The sequence below is a fragment of the Hymenobacter terrenus genome (assembly GCF_000972495.1).
In the GTDB taxonomy this organism is placed as follows: Bacteria; Bacteroidota; Bacteroidia; order Cytophagales; family Hymenobacteraceae; genus Hymenobacter; species Hymenobacter terrenus.
On the sequence record NZ_LATM01000020.1, the window covers coordinates 14,299 to 28,458 of the forward strand.

Sequence of the window (14,160 nt, forward strand, 5' to 3'; positions counted from 1 at the left end):
CAGAAGCTAGCAAGGCCAGCGACATACAATAGCGGAATCATAAGAAGAGCAGACATGAGCAATCAGGGTTAGAAGCGTCGTGTGCCGGAGGGTTGGCAAGGAGCGACCCAATCAGTGGCAAGCTTGGCCACTTCTAAACAACCCACTGATTATGAATGAAAATATTTTCAGAACCGCCGCAGCAAATTCATGAGCCCGGTACCGGACCGTAGCGTTTCGCTAGGGTATTTCTCAAAATGCTAGGCTGGTCGGCTAGGGCAGCCTGTATGGGGGCGGCTGTGGGCCCGGTACAGGCCCACGGGCATGAGCAGACACGCGCCGGGCCGAGCCTGATTTCCTGCGCTTCTGCCTGGAATGGCGCGGCTACGATATGCGGGGCTTCATGGCCGCAGCTCTCCATCGGCGCCTTCAGCCCCTAGGTTGCCAACGGTGAATTCAATGGCGACTTACCTCCGCACGCCCCGGGGCGCTAGCCCCCAAAGTACCTACAGGCCGTATTCCTGGATTTTGCGGTAGAGCGTGGTGTGGGCAATGCCCAGCACACGGGCGGCTTCAGTCTTGTTGCCGCCAGCTTCCAGCAAAATGCGCTGCACGTGCTGCTTCTCCACGTTGCGCAGGGTGCGCGGGTCGTCGGAAGCCGGGGCAGCGGTGCCGGTGGGCGTAGCAGTGAGTTGGATTTCGATGGGCAGGTCCTCCACGGCCAGGGGCTGGTCGGGCGGGGTGAGGATGGAAGCGCGTTCCAGCACGTTTTTCAGCTCGCGCACATTGCCGGGCCAGGGGTAGTTTTCGAGGGCGCGCAAGGCTTCGGGACCGATGGTGAGTGGGCGCTGGCGGAGCTTGGCCGCGAAGTGCTGCACGAAGTAGTGGGCCAGCGCTGGTACATCGGCCCGGCGGGCGCTTAGCGACGGCACCCGGATAACCACCACCGAAAGCCGATAGTACAAATCAGCCCGGAAATGGCCGGTGTCGGCTTGCTCCCGGAGGTTGCGGTTGGTAGCGGCCACCAGGCGTACGTTCACCCGAGTGGGCCGGCTGTCGCCGAGCTTGGTAAACTCCTGGGTTTCCAAAGCCCGCAGCAATTTAGCCTGGGCCCCAATTTCCAGCTCCCCAATCTCATCCAGAAACAGGGTGCCGCCGTTGGCTTCTTCAAATTGCCCCTTCTTATCAATCAACGCCCCCGTGAAGGCTCCTTTCTTGTAGCCAAACAGTTCCGATTCCAGCAAGTCTTTGGGGAAGGCGCTGCAATTGAGCGCCACAAAAGGCTTGTTGCGGCGCGGGCTAGCCTGGTGAATGGCCTGGGCAAACAGCTCTTTCCCCGCACCAGTGGGGCCTTCGAGCAGCATCGTCGCATCGGTGAGGGCAACTTGCTGGGCGGTTTTTTTAGCCTGCTCCAGCGCGGGCGCATGGCCAATCATCGAATCGAAGCTGTACTGAGCCCCAACTTTCTTCTCCAAAGTCGCCACGCGGTGTTGCAAGCGGGCTTTTTCGGCGGCGCGGTCCACTACCACCACTATCTGCTCGTCGGCATCACCTTTGGTGAGGTAGTCGAAGGCGCCTTCCCGCATAGCACGTACGCCGTCGGCAATGGTGCCGTAGGCTGTCATTAACACCACTTCGGCCAGAGGGGCCAGGGTCTTGTAGCGGGGCAGCAGGTCGAGGCCACGGCCATCCGGCAGCTTCACATCGGAGAGAATGACCAGGATTTCGGCGGCGTGCTCGCGCAGGCTTTCGAGGCCGCGGTGCCCATCAACGGCTTGCAGCACGGTGTAGCCCTCTAATTCCAGCGTGCGGGCAATAGCCTGGCGCAGCACGGCTTCATCGTCGATAAGTAGAACGGTGCCGTCGGGCATGAGCGCGAAAGAGTAGGGGCCGGCAAAGTACGGTTATGCTCCGCCAATCCATTTAGCTCCTCTCCAGCCAAAGGCCGAAAACAGAGGTAAATCATGCTAGCTGACCATCATGCCAAACTCAACGGAGCATGACGACCAAGTTGCTAACCCAAGTTGCAGAATTCCGTTACGCGGTCCGCAACTTGGGTTAGCTACGCAGCAGCAACTGAATTAAACTCCACAAACCCTCCTCATCTGGTTTTGCCAAAAACTACTTCTGTGCCGTGGGCCCAGCGACCACCGCCGTATTGGCTGGCAGGGGAATCTCGCGGGAAGTTTCGAAGATGCCGGCTTCGGGAGCGGTTTCCTCTACCCGGCGCTGCACGATGCGCAGCCGACGAGCGTCGACCACGAGCACGGCCAGGTCGGAGCTGATACCGGTCGAGGCCTGGTAGCTACGGAAACCCAGGAGCATGCCGTCGGGAAAGTTGGCAGCCTTGGCCTTGGCAGCATTCACGATGTCGGGCTTGCCAGCAAATTTGCCCAGGTCAATATCCATCGGCTTGGCACCTTGCAGCAGCAGGTGGGCGTTGGTTTTGGGATGCTTGGGGTCATCGGGGTCGGGTACCGGCTTAAAGCTGAAGGACATTTTCAGGGTTTCGACCTCCTGCAGCTTGGGGGCTACGTGAGGCGGCGCGGTGGCCACACCATCGGCCGGGGCCGCAGCCGAATCTGGCGCGGCAGGCTTGCTGGCGGGCGCTTCAGCCGTGGCGGACGCGGCTGATGTAGTGGGAGCCGAGGTGACAGGGGCAGTTTGATTGCAGCTGGCCAGCAGCACGGCGGAGCAAATAGTAAGGTAAGAATACTTCATAAAAGAACTTATTATTGAAGGTTGCCGCCGTAAGATTAAGCATAATTCATGAGCAGTCCGCATCTTTTCACCATTTACTAATGCTGCGCCATGACGACTGTAGTGCGGCCTAACCAACCACAAAAAAGCCCTGTCAGCAGTTGACAGGGCTTTTATCAGAATAGCCAACCGGTCCTCCCCGGTAACTACCAGCGGCGGCCGTGCCCCCGGTAGCCATAGTAGCGTGGCGGAGCGTAGTACCGCCGCGGCGCGCAGTAAGGCGCAGGCACCACCACTACACGGGGCCGAGGTGCGGCGTAGACCACAGTCGGCCGGGGCGGGCAATAATAACGGGGGCCGTAGTAAACGGGTGGCGGGCCGTAATAACGAGGCCCAACGCTCACCACCACCTGGGCCGCAGCTGGGCCGCTGGCCAACATTTGCCCGGTGAGCAGCAAGGCTACCAGCAGCAAAAAAGAACGTGTCTTCATCGGATTAAGCAAATTAAATGAGACTACTGAGGTATTTTACGTATCTCAGACAGCGCCCAGTTGCCCAGGTTTAATGCGGTGTTTTACTTAGTCGGGGGCGCGCCGCTAAAGCGGAATGCGGTAAGTAGCATCGGCGGCACCGGCAAACAGGCCATAGCCGGAGCGCACGTTTGAGGTTAGCGGCGCGGGCTCGGCGAAGGGGCTGTCGTCGCTATCCTCGTATCGACGGCGCGAGAGGTAGAAGTTATAAGCTTCGGGGGTAATGCTGCTTACGTAGACCTCAATGTAGGTCGGCGTCGGGCAGCTGGGTTGCCCCGGTGGGCAAGGGGAAGTAGTAAAGAAGGATACATCGGAGGCCAGCGAAATGCGCTTTCCGTTCACATTAGTATCGGCGAATGGGTAAACGTCAGACCTCGTCCGCAGGCTGGAAAGCTGGAACTGTTCGATGTTTAAGCCAGTGTCTTCATCGCCATAATCCACATCCAACGACGACCACTGGCCGGGTTTCCCCTGCGCGTCGAGCACGCGGGCATAGGCCACGTAATAGTTGGCAGTGGCCGGGTCGTCTTGCAGCACCAAGTTCACGCGGCCCCGCTGTTGGGAAGAGCTGGTGCCGGAGCCCCCGGCGCGGGGCGTGTAGGTGCCACTTTCCACCACGGGCGGCGTGGGTATGGTCTGGGTACTTTCTACCGTTTCCAGGCCCGGCACGGCGGCGCGAAGCGTGTAGGTTTGGCCGGGCTGGGGCTGGTAGCCAAGCACCGGCCGGTAAGCGCCCGTAGAACTGAAGCCCAAAAATGCTCGCACGGGCTCGTATCGCTCCACTATATTGCCAGCGGCATCGCGTAGCTCCACAGTGGCATCGGCGCGCCCAGTCAGCGCCTTTTGGTCGAATACGCTCTGACTGCTACTAATATAAAGCTGACGCTGTTGGTACAGTTCCTCGAAAGAGGAGTCCTGAGGCGTCGGTGTCAGGGTGAAGCTTAGGGCCACACGGGGCGTATGCGGCGGCTCGGGCACATCCACGGAGGTTTCGCAGCTGGTCAATAAGGCGGCGGCCAGCAGTATAGAGAGGGCAGTGAGATTTTTCATGAGTGAGCAAGTGCTTTAGAACCGGAACGTTTTGCTGAAAGAAGGCAGGATAGGGAATAGCGACACCTGCTTGTAAGTTGCCCGCTGGCTACCCAGACCGCGGTCCAGGTAAATGAAATACGGGTTTTTGCGGCTGTAGACGTTGTATATGCTGAAGCTGTTTACCACTTCACCCCAGCGCTTTTTCTTGGTGTGACTCAGGTCGAGGTCCATGCGGTGGTAGGCCGCCATGCGGTAGCTGTTGCGTGAGCCATAGTCCTCGTACTCCTCGAAAGGTCTCAGCTGGTAGCGGCCCTGCGAAAGCGTAGTAGCGTTGCCGGTGCCGTACACAAACGTGCCCGACAGAGTGAGCGTGGGAGTAAATTCGTGAATCACCACCAGCTTGAAGTCGTGGCGCCGGTCGTACTTGTAAGGGTAGGTTTTGCCTTGGTTCAAATCTGAAAAGCGGCGGTTGCTCCAAGACAGCGTGTACCCTATCCAGCCAGTGGTTTTGCCCGATTTCTTTTGCAGAAACAGCTCGCCACCGTAGGCCCAGCCCTGCCCGCTCGCCACTTTGCTTTCGTAGCTGGCGTCGGAAGTACCCACGAAATCGGCACCCTCACGGAACTCAATCAGGTTCTTCATGGGCTTGTAGTAGCTCTCGAAGCTCAGCTCAAACTCCTCACCCTTAAAGCGCAGGTTGCGGGCAGCCCCCACGCTGAACTGCTGGGCTAGTTGGGGCTTGACCTTGGCCGTGGCGGGCACCCACAGGTCGGTGGGCAGGCCAATGCCGCTGTTGGTGAGCAAGTGCACGTACTGCGTCGTACGAGCGTAGGAGGCCTTCAGCGACCAGTCTTCGGTGAGCGAAAAGCGGGCAGCCAGCCGCGGCTCCACCGATGGGTAGAGCTTCTTATCGACCAGGAAGTTATTCAGCCGCACTCCGATGTTCACCTTTACCCGGCTGGTCAGCTTTACGTCGTCTTCGGCGTAGAGGCTGGCCTCGTCGGCGTTGATGCGGCGACCCGAAGCCACATCCTGCGAGGGGTCGGCGCTGTTAGTGGTTTGCTGGGCGCCGGGCCGAAACTGGTGCCGGATGTATTGCCCCCCGAAGCGCACGTAGTGGTTGGGGTTGGGCACGTAGTCGAAGTCCGACTTGACGCTTAAGTCCTGAATGTTGGACAGGTAATTCAGGGAGGATTTTTCCGTCTGCAGCGTACCGTTGTTGCGGAACCGGTCGTCCGTTTTGATGCCCACGTTGAACTGGTAGCGGGTGTAAGTGAAGTGGGTATTCATAAACAGCCGGTCGTTCACCACGTGGTTCCAGCGCAGCGCGGCGGTACGGTTGCCCCAGCCCAGCGAGCTATTTTGCTTGTCGTATTCTTCACCCCGCTTGTCCTCGTCGTTGGCATAAAATTCATCGTATCCGGTGTAGCCGCTCAGGTAGAGGCGGTCGCGGGAGCCCACTTTCCAGTTCAGCTTGCCGTTGAGGTCGTAGAAATAGTAGCCGGCCGTCACCCCATCCGCCTGGGCCTTGATGAGGGGCCGGGCCAGGATGTCGATGTAGGTGCGGCGGGCCGAGAAGATGAACGAGGCCGTGTCTTTCTTGATGGGGCCTTCCAGCGTCAGGCGCGAGGCAATGAGGCCAATGGCGCCCTCCCCGTGAAACTTCTGCATGTTGCCCTCCTTCATGCTGATGTCGACCACCGACGACAGCCGCCCGCCGTAGCGCGCCGGAAAGCCACCCTTAATCAGCTCCACGTTCTTGATGGCGTCGGCATTGAACACCGAGAAGAAGCCGAACAAGTGCGAGGCGTTGTATACCGGTGTGCCGTCGAGCAAAATCAGATTTTGGTCGGGCGAGCCGCCGCGCACATACAGGCCGCTGCTGCCTTCGCCCCCACTTTGCACACCGGGCAGCAGTTGAAGCGCCTTCAGCACGTCGGTTTCGCCGAATAGCGCGGGCAGCAGCTTTATCTGGGCCACCGGCACGTTGATAGTGCCCATGCGGGTGGTTTCGGCAAGCTTCTCCTCCCGACTGCCCACCACTTCCACGTCCGCCAGCTCTGCCGACGAGGCCTTGAGCCGGAAATCGTGGGTGAAGCTCCGGTCAGCCTTTTGGGCCAGCCCCTGCCGCTCGTACCCTAGCGACGACACCAGCAGCCGTACCGAATCTGCCGTGGTCGGCAACGTGAGCGAGTAGAAACCGTAGGCATTGGTGGTAGTGCCCTGGCCGCTGGCGGGGTGCACAACGGCCACGCCGGGCAGGCTCTCGCCGGTAGCCCCGTCGCGCACATACCCGCTAATGGTGAAGCGACTCCCCTGCTGGGCCGACGCGGCAGAATTGTGCAACAGCCACGCCCCGCTGAGCAAGGCAACTCGAAAAAGCGTTTTCATTCAGATAACAAAGGGGGGCATAAGATTGGGGACGACCGTAAACTGCTCGCCCCGCCGGGCGTAGCGGGCCCGAAACGGAAGGCAGTTTTATCGGAGAGGAGGCTTTCTGGTGTTAGGTTGGTTGCCCGGCAAAAAAAGACCGCTCTTTTTAAGCAAACTTCAAGCAGTACAGTCGATTAATTAAATAAACACCTCCTATTCCCCTTCTTCCACTATGTTTTATCTACCTGACTTCAGCCTATGCCGGCACCAGCTTGATACTACCCCGGGGCTCTTGCTGGCATAGGCCATACTGTACCTGAAAACTTATTGCCCAGACCTTCCTGGAAGTGCCAAGGTTGCTCAGGGCCATAAAAAAACCGGTTGCTTCTCTCCGAAGCAACCGGTTTCCATGCCACCATGCGCTGACCTGAAGGCGGTAGTTGAAATAATTTCAACCTGCCCCCAACGGCGCCCTAGCGTAATTTGTTATTGATAAGGTCAAGCGCAAGTTGCTCATCAACTGGGGCGGTAGCTGAATTTCGCCCCCGCAGCAAAACCGTGTAAGAAGAGCCGGGAGCAAGGGTCACGGTCTTGGAAACCAGCACCGCCTCGGGGCTAGCAGCCTGCTGCACGGACAGCACATATTCTTTCGCATCAACGAGCACGAATGGGCTAGCCCCACCATAACCAATATTGGCAATGAGCGGGGTAGCCCCCGCGGCTTGCGGCGTCAACGTAACCGCACCTGCATCAAAGCCTAAATTGACCAGCCGGATGCTGGCCCTTCCCGTCGCCTGGGCCGAAGCGTCTAAATCTGTCGTTACTAAGGCTCCAATGCTCGAAGCAGTAGGATTATAGATAAATAAAGAATACGCCTGACCGAGCTGAATTGGTTGGGGAACGGTGAATAAATCAGCTTGAGTAGCGGCGTCTTTCAACGTTAAGGTGCCATTACCACTGACTTTGAGTGTGTAGTCAGGAGTATTGGTGCCGTATTCTACATCGCCGAGCTTCTGACCACTGAGCTGAGCCTCAACCTTGGCCTTGTTGAATGGCGCAGCGTGCAGGACTTTCACAGCAATAAGGTCGATTGAGGCCGACGACGTAATATCATCTTTACTGCATGCAGAAAGGAAAATGGTACAAGCCAAAGGAGCATACCGGAGGACGTTAGCGAAGGTTTTCATAGGGCTTAAGGAAAGAATTGAAAAGAAGCAAGGTCTATTTGACAGTCATAAAGGTACCTTGCGACTATTCAAACCGTTAGAAAGCAGCATGCTTTGGGTAGACGGAGCAGATGCCTACAGGGTTTTTCCGGCTGTCTGTCGTTTAGTTAAAACCCAAGAGGGAGGAGTTAAAATAAAAGTTGCTTTCTGAATACTTACCCGGAGAAAGCCTACCAATACTGTACACGTTGGCTCCAGCGCGAACTGCTAGTCCGCGGTCCTGATGCGACACCCGAATGATTTTAACGGCGGCTATTTTTTGTAGTTCTGGTTTAGGTAGGCCAGCACCGGAGTCGTGATGTCCAGGTTCTTTTCTCCATAGGCGATGGTGCCGCTGGGCGCCGCAATTAGAATCAGCTTGTAACCGTGGGCTTTGCCGTAGGCTTCAACCTTCTTGTTCACGCTTTCGAGCACTTTTTGAGTCAGCTTGGCCTCCTCTTCCTGGGCCTGAGCCTGGAGCTGCTGCTGCTGCTGGCCCACCTGCTGCTGCTGGGCTTGCAGCTTCTGCTCGGTGGCGGCACGCTGCTCGGCGGTGAGGGTTGGGGCCTGCTTCTGGTAGGCTTCTACGGCTGACTTGAAACCGGCCAACATGGTTTGGTTTTGCTTTTCCCAGCCTCGGGCTTTGCTCTCGAAGGCTTTTCGAGCGTCCTTCATGCCTTGGTAACCGTCGAGCATCTTACCCGATTCCACGTAGGCAATCTGGGCCGCAAAGCTACTGGCCGAAGCAGCCGGAGCAGCCGCAACTGGGGTAGCGGTGCTCGCAGTTGCGGTGGGCTCAGTGGTTTTGGCCGTAGCCGTGGTATCAGCCGTGTTGGTATCCGGCGCGGCCATTACCGCCACCGATTTGTCGGTCGCAATGGCAGGCGCAACCACTTTTTGGTTGAAATGCAGAACATACAAACCGGCCACGGCTAACGCCAGCACGATGTTAATGGTTAACTGAATGGGGTTTTTCATCGAAAAGCAAAATAAGGAAAAAACAAAAGTAATGCTTCGCTCACTGGAGAGAGCTGAATAAGGCATTAGCCCCTTCAACCAACCCCATGAGGACAATCGGCATAAGAATTTGATCCAAATCAACCGGAAATCTGGTTAATGCGCCCAAGCCACCCTACTTTTTGCACAAAGCGTGGTCCTTAATCTGGCACGGCAATGTGCAACAGTGCATCGCCTTGGTTTACCACCGGCATATGGTTCAGCCCGATGACATAACCGCTCACCGGCGACTCCAGCCGCACCGACTGCTGCCCGTACGGGTCACCTACAGAACCATAAATCTGCCCCTTCTCCAGAAACTGCCCGTTCTCGACGTGCGCCCGAAACAGCCCCGCAAAGCGGGCCCGCAACCAAGTGTGCCGCCGGCATATGATGCCCGGCCGGGCCGGCGTTGGCGCCTTGGGGCCCATGCCCAAATGGTGCAGCACCCGCAGTGTACCGGCCACCGCCTCTTCAATTCCCGGCTCATCAAGGCGCAGACTCTCCCCCGTTTCGTACACAATGACGTGCTTGCCCAGTCCCTGCGCCGCCTCGCGCAAAGACCCTACCCGCAATGCCGCGTGCAGCGTAAATGGCGCACCAAAAGCCGCGGCCATGGCGTCTACCTCGGGGTCGATGCCTAGCAGGCAGCGCACTTGGGGGAAATTGGCCCGCGCCGCACCGCCGGTATGAAAATCGATGCCATAATCAATCAGGGGCATTATTTCGCGCATAAAGCGGTGAGCCACCCGGCCAGCCAGCGACCCGCGCGGAAACCCAGGAAATGAGCGGTTCACGTCCTTGCCATCAGGCACATCGCGGCTGAAATTCAGAAAGCCGTAAATATTGAGAATGGGAATGGCGATGATGCTGCCGCGCAATGGGTACAGTAGCTCACGCCGCACCAGCCGCCGAATGGTTTCGATGCCATTTACCTCATCGCCGTGCATGCCGCCCATCAGTAGCAGCGTAGGTCCAGGCTTGAGGGAGCGCATCACATGCACTGGCACATCAATCACCGTACCCGAAGGCAGCTTCGAAATCACCAGCCGCGTAAGCACCTGCTCGCCAGGCTTGATGGTGAGGCCGTTGAGGTAAAACGGGGCGGTAGCTGGGGGCATAAGCAAAGGAAAGTACCAGACAGAACGCAAGCTCCTTCCTTACCAAAGAAGGGGTATTTCAGCTACGCTGAGATGGTAGTAGCCTATTGGTCCATGGGCACATCCGACTGTGCATCTACGGCCTGGCCCGTATCTTTCTTGGGCTTGGGCTTGGGCTTCTTCTTACCCGCAAGATTGTTAGTATACTCGATAATACGGCCCGCAATATCCTGCTTCGTAGCCTTTTCGATGCCTTCCAGCCCCGGCGAGGAATTAACTTCGAGCACCAGCGGGCCGCGCTTGCTTTGCAGCATATCCACGCCGGCGATGCCCAGGCCCAGCGCTTTGGTAGCCAGCATGGCCGCGGCTTTTTCGGCCCGGCTAAGCTTTACCAAGGTGCCTACGCCACCGCGGTGCAGGTTGGAGCGAAATTCGCCCTCCTTGCCCTGGCGCTTCATGGCACCCACCACCTCGCCATCGACCACGAAGGCGCGCAAGTCGGCCCCCTTGCTTTCAGCAATGAATTCCTGCACGATTATGCGGGCTTTAAGGTTATGGAATGCCTCAATCACGGACTGCGCCGCTTTGGCCGACTCAGCCAGCACCACGCCCAGCCCCTGCGTGCCCTCCAGCAGCTTGATGATGACCGGTGCGCCGCCCACTTGGCTTATCATAGTCGGCACGTCTGCGGAGTAGTTGGTGAAGGCAGTTTTGGGCATGCCCACGCCGGCACGGCTCAGAATCTGCATCGAGCGCAACTTGTCGCGCGAGCGCACAATGGCTTGGCTGTCGACGGCAGTACGCACCTTCATCATCTCAAACTGCCGCACCACGGCCGTGCCGTAGAACGTGACCGAAGCGCCGATACGGGGAATGATAGCATCAAACCCCTCCAGCCGCTTACCTTGATAGATGATGCCGGGGTGGCCCTTTTCCAGCACCAGATTGCATTGCAGATGGTCGATGACCACCGCTTCGTGGCCCCGCACGGCGGCAGCCTCCACCAGCCGTTGGGTGGAATATGATTTCGGCTCACGCGAGAGAATGGCCAGTTTCAAGGGATGGCAGCGGTTAGATGAAAGGAGGCAGTTGAAAGGAACCCGGGGCAAACTACGGCACAAAACCCGGTCAGTGCCGCGCGCGACGCGTTGCAGCGTGCGCCAGGGCTTTGTAGGAAAGGTTACGCTTGGCTACGTCGACCACGAAGCGACCTTGACGTAACAGGCTGCGCCCCAGCAATACGGGGTATTTCATGTCGGAGCGGTCAGAAAGAGAAAAATCAGCTTCAAAATCTTCGCCATACAACTGCACCACTGCCCGGATAACGTACCGCTCCTGCACTTCGCCATTGGAAGAGCGGATATCGCGCAGGGCAAATTGAGTGAAGGCTAGTGCGCGGCCGTCCGTGCCTTCGTGGCCGGGGTCGAGGAGGTTGACCAGTAACACGGGCCGTTGCTGCGCATCGGTACCGATACGGATATCAGTGCAGTGAATAGCGCTGGTATAAGCGCCCGTATCCACCTTGGCTTCTACGCCACCCAAGGCAAAAGCTGGGAAATCAACCAATTCGCGGCGGCCGAGCAGACGCTTAGGAGAACGGGCAGGAGTCATGGAGAGAAAGGCAAACGAACAGCGAACAGGCTGCTGGCATTCAAAAATACGGGAGCACGCCTTAACAAAATGACTGCACCCGAGGCATAAAAGAAGAATACCTACTCCACGAATGATAATACACAAAACTCATGCAGCACGCTACAGCTATGGGCAGTCGACACGGAGCGGCGCTCAAGCACCAGCTGACGAATGTTCAGCAGCACGGCAACAACGAGTAGCGAATCATGACGGGATGTTGGTATCGGCAACAAGATACAGAGGCCGCTGGCGCACGTTGGCCGACAGCCGGGCAATGTACTCACCGATAATGCCCACCGCAATCAGCTGCACTCCACCCAAAAACAAAATGCTAATCATGAGCGAAGCCCACCCCGGCTCGTAGTCATGAGAAATAAATCGCGAGTACAGCGTGTAGAGCATCACCAAAAATGCTATGCCTGATACCAAAAACCCGCTTAGCGTGGCAAATTTTAGCGGTGCGTCAGAGAAGGCGGTAATGCCATCCAGCGCTAAGCGAATCATTTTGCGGTAGGTATAACCGGTTTCGCCACCAGCCCGCTCGGCGCGGTCATATTCCACAAAGGTTTGACGATAGCCTATCCACGAAATCTGGCCGCGCAGAAACTTATTTTGTTCTGGCATCTTCTTCAATCCTTCCACCACCTTACGCGAGATGATGCGGAAGTCGCCGGTATCCACCGGAATCGACACGCTGGTGATGCGAGCCAGGATGCGGTAAAACAAGCGGGCTGTAAACTTTTTGGCCGCGCTTTCACCCTGCCGCGAACGGCGCTTGGCATACACTACTTCGTAGCCAACCTGCATCTTTGCGTACAGGCTTGGGATGAGTTCGGGCGGGTCCTGTAAGTCAGCATCAATAATGACTACGGCTTGGCCCCGGGTCGCATCCAGTCCGGCCGTGACGGCAATTTGATGCCCGAAATTCCGGCTCAGATCAATATAGCCTACTTGGGGGTCGCGGGCAGCCAATTCTAGCAGCAACTCCAGCGACCGGTCGCGCGAGCCGTCGTTGACAAAAACGAACTCGTAGCTCACTTCCATTGCCTCTAGCACACCTTTCACGCGGCGGTGCAGAGCGACAATATTAGCTTCTTCGTTGTAGATGGGAATAACAACTGAAATATCCACGGGCTTAACAAATCATCATTTAGGAAGCCAACAAGGCTCCGACCGAGCAAAAGTAGGCTTAATCAGGCAACGCCGGAGAGCTACCGCTACCTTTGTGTCCTCATTTTACCACTACCTCGTGTCCATATTTGCTGCTCGCTTCCGTACGTTTCTGCTTCAGCCCAGTATGTTGCACTGGCTTTATGCTGGGCTCACCGTATTCATTACGGCTCAGCATTACTTTAAAGGCCCGAGCTCCTACAACAACTACCTGATTTTTATCAAGCCATTCTTTAACCTCATAGCGGGGAAAAACCTTTACCTCGAGTATCCGGAATATTACCAAGATACCTATAAATATAGTCCCACTTTTGCCTTGTTCATGGGCCCGCTAGCAGTGCTGCCTGTCTGGCTTGGCCTATTTCTGTGGAATGCCCTGAATAATGCTGTATTCTACTTAGCTGCCCGACGCCTTTTTCCATCTGCCCGCAGGCAGGCTCTGTTCCTGCTACTCGTGCTCATCGACGTGCTCACGGCCCTGCACAACTCCCAAGCCAATTGCCTGCTTGCTGGCCTCATGCTGTGGACCTATGTACATCTGCAAAACCGCCGCGCGGCCTGGGCTGGTTTGTGCTTAGCACTGGCCGCCTTCATCAAAGTCTACGGCATTGCTATAGGGCTGCTGTTTTTGTTCTACCCTGGTTTTTGGCGCAATGCGCTCTGGGCTGCTATATGGATAGTAGTGTTGGCTGTGGCGCCGCTTCTGGTAGTTTCGTGGCCAGCTTTTTTAATGATTTATCAGGGGTGGTACGACATCGTACGTGAATCAGCTACCGGCATCCAGCTTTCGCTTATTGGAATCATGCAAAGCTGGTTTGGCTTTCCATTACGGCTCAGGGGCCTGGTGCAAGCTGTAGGCTTAAGCTTACTCATGCTACCTCTAATATATCGCCGCGCTTGGCACGAAGCCGGCTACCGCCGGCTTTATCTAAGCTCCCTGCTCATATTTGTGGTCATTTTCAACCAAATGGCAGAGTCACCCACGTTTATTATTGCAATAACAGGGTTTATGTACTGGTTTATCTATTATGGTCGTCATGTGGTATTAGGCTGGCCACTTTTTTGGCTGGCATTTGTCTTCACTACTCTTTCGGCTACTGATTTGCTGCCCCATTCCTTGCGAGAAGCTTATTTTGACGTCTACAAACTCAAGGCTGTGCCTATGGTACTGGCGTGGGCCGTCATTCAAGGCCAGTTACTGCTCTATTACCGTTGGCAGCCCCAAAGCAACGAAAAAACAGAAGGCTCTTCCCCTTTTATCACAAGCAAGCCATTGGCGTAGTGAAGCACTGGGCATTTGCGGGCTGATTAAAAGACAATTGCCGTTCTGTCAGCATGCATACCAAATCGGTAGCACGGTCCTACCTTGGTCGTCGCTGACCAGCATCAAGCCATCGGACAGATATGAGAAGGCACACCGAGCGGCCTCAACTTTCCTGGCCC

The 14,160-nt window shown here is 56.9% G+C and carries 12 protein-coding genes; 1 reads left to right on the forward strand and 11 read right to left on the reverse strand.

Annotated elements, in window-relative coordinates; translation table 11 throughout:
- Nucleotides 1-485: 485 nt before the first annotated feature.
- From WX88_RS19395 to WX88_RS19445, 11 genes are all read right to left on the reverse strand, one after another.
- Entirely contained in the window at nucleotides 486-1,850 is a 1,365-nt protein-coding gene (locus WX88_RS19395; RefSeq protein WP_046246072.1) for a sigma-54-dependent transcriptional regulator, read from the reverse strand.
- Nucleotides 1,851-2,100: 250 nt separating this feature from the next.
- The gene (locus tag WX88_RS30935) at nucleotides 2,101-2,700 is read right to left on the reverse strand and encodes a hypothetical protein (RefSeq protein ID WP_046246073.1); all 600 of its coding nucleotides are present in this window, start codon (nucleotides 2,698-2,700) and stop codon (nucleotides 2,101-2,103) included.
- 185 nt (nucleotides 2,701-2,885) lie between these two features.
- The gene (locus WX88_RS19405) at nucleotides 2,886-3,170 is read right to left on the reverse strand and encodes a hypothetical protein (protein WP_197076858.1); all 285 of its coding nucleotides are present in this window, start codon (nucleotides 3,168-3,170) and stop codon (nucleotides 2,886-2,888) included.
- Between the two features lie 105 nt (nucleotides 3,171-3,275).
- Entirely contained in the window at nucleotides 3,276-4,259 is a 984-nt protein-coding gene (locus WX88_RS19410; protein WP_046246075.1) for a DUF4249 domain-containing protein, read from the reverse strand.
- Nucleotides 4,260-4,274: 15 nt separating this feature from the next.
- On the reverse strand, nucleotides 4,275-6,632 hold the full coding sequence (locus WX88_RS19415; protein ID WP_046246076.1) for a TonB-dependent receptor: 2,358 nt from the start codon (nucleotides 6,630-6,632) through the stop codon (nucleotides 4,275-4,277).
- Nucleotides 6,633-7,087: 455 nt separating this feature from the next.
- Nucleotides 7,088-7,801: a DUF4397 domain-containing protein gene (locus WX88_RS19420; protein ID WP_046246077.1), complete on the reverse strand. Its 714-nt coding sequence runs from the start codon at nucleotides 7,799-7,801 to the stop codon at nucleotides 7,088-7,090.
- A 291-nt stretch (nucleotides 7,802-8,092) separates the two neighbouring features.
- Entirely contained in the window at nucleotides 8,093-8,797 is a 705-nt protein-coding gene (locus tag WX88_RS28015) for an OmpH family outer membrane protein (RefSeq protein ID WP_052732868.1), read from the reverse strand.
- Nucleotides 8,798-8,976: 179 nt separating this feature from the next.
- Nucleotides 8,977-9,936, reverse strand: a complete 960-nt coding sequence (locus WX88_RS19430) for a succinylglutamate desuccinylase/aspartoacylase family protein (protein ID WP_046246078.1) — start codon at nucleotides 9,934-9,936, stop codon at nucleotides 8,977-8,979.
- A gap of 83 nt (nucleotides 9,937-10,019) precedes the next feature.
- A complete protein-coding gene (gene rimK / locus WX88_RS19435; RefSeq protein ID WP_046246079.1) occupies nucleotides 10,020-10,973 on the reverse strand; it encodes a 30S ribosomal protein S6--L-glutamate ligase in 954 nt (317 codons plus the stop codon).
- Nucleotides 10,974-11,043: 70 nt separating this feature from the next.
- Nucleotides 11,044-11,526 carry an ATP-dependent zinc protease family protein gene (locus tag WX88_RS19440; RefSeq protein ID WP_046246080.1) on the reverse strand — a complete coding sequence of 161 codons (483 nt, stop codon included), beginning with the start codon at nucleotides 11,524-11,526 and terminating at the stop codon, nucleotides 11,044-11,046.
- A 225-nt stretch (nucleotides 11,527-11,751) separates the two neighbouring features.
- On the reverse strand, nucleotides 11,752-12,678 hold the full coding sequence (locus tag WX88_RS19445; RefSeq protein ID WP_046246081.1) for a glycosyltransferase family 2 protein: 927 nt from the start codon (nucleotides 12,676-12,678) through the stop codon (nucleotides 11,752-11,754).
- Here WX88_RS19445 and WX88_RS19450 point away from each other — a divergent pair.
- Nucleotides 12,653-13,999: a glycosyltransferase family 87 protein gene (locus WX88_RS19450; RefSeq protein ID WP_082116162.1), complete on the forward strand. Its 1,347-nt coding sequence runs from the start codon at nucleotides 12,653-12,655 to the stop codon at nucleotides 13,997-13,999. The two genes, WX88_RS19445 and WX88_RS19450, sit on opposite strands and share 26 nt — an antisense overlap.
- Nucleotides 14,000-14,160: the final 161 nt, after the last annotated feature.

What these genes read in the sequence shown, in the direction of transcription:
- WX88_RS19395 (WP_046246072.1), bottom strand. Translation starts at nt 1,850, where the DNA reads ATGCCCGACGGCACCGTTCTACTTATCGACGATGAAGCCGTGCTGCGC.
- WX88_RS30935 (WP_046246073.1), bottom strand. Translation starts at nt 2,700, where the DNA reads ATGAAGTATTCTTACCTTACTATTTGCTCCGCCGTGCTGCTGGCCAGC.
- WX88_RS19405 (WP_197076858.1), bottom strand. Translation starts at nt 3,170, where the DNA reads ATGAAGACACGTTCTTTTTTGCTGCTGGTAGCCTTGCTGCTCACCGGG.
- WX88_RS19410 (WP_046246075.1), bottom strand. Translation starts at nt 4,259, where the DNA reads ATGAAAAATCTCACTGCCCTCTCTATACTGCTGGCCGCCGCCTTATTG.
- WX88_RS19415 (WP_046246076.1), bottom strand. Translation starts at nt 6,632, where the DNA reads ATGAAAACGCTTTTTCGAGTTGCCTTGCTCAGCGGGGCGTGGCTGTTG.
- WX88_RS19420 (WP_046246077.1), bottom strand. Translation starts at nt 7,801, where the DNA reads ATGAAAACCTTCGCTAACGTCCTCCGGTATGCTCCTTTGGCTTGTACC.
- WX88_RS28015 (WP_052732868.1), bottom strand. Translation starts at nt 8,797, where the DNA reads ATGAAAAACCCCATTCAGTTAACCATTAACATCGTGCTGGCGTTAGCC.
- WX88_RS19430 (WP_046246078.1), bottom strand. Translation starts at nt 9,936, where the DNA reads ATGCCCCCAGCTACCGCCCCGTTTTACCTCAACGGCCTCACCATCAAG.
- WX88_RS19440 (WP_046246080.1), bottom strand. Translation starts at nt 11,526, where the DNA reads ATGACTCCTGCCCGTTCTCCTAAGCGTCTGCTCGGCCGCCGCGAATTG.
- WX88_RS19450 (WP_082116162.1), top strand. Translation starts at nt 12,653, where the DNA reads ATGGGAATAACAACTGAAATATCCACGGGCTTAACAAATCATCATTTA.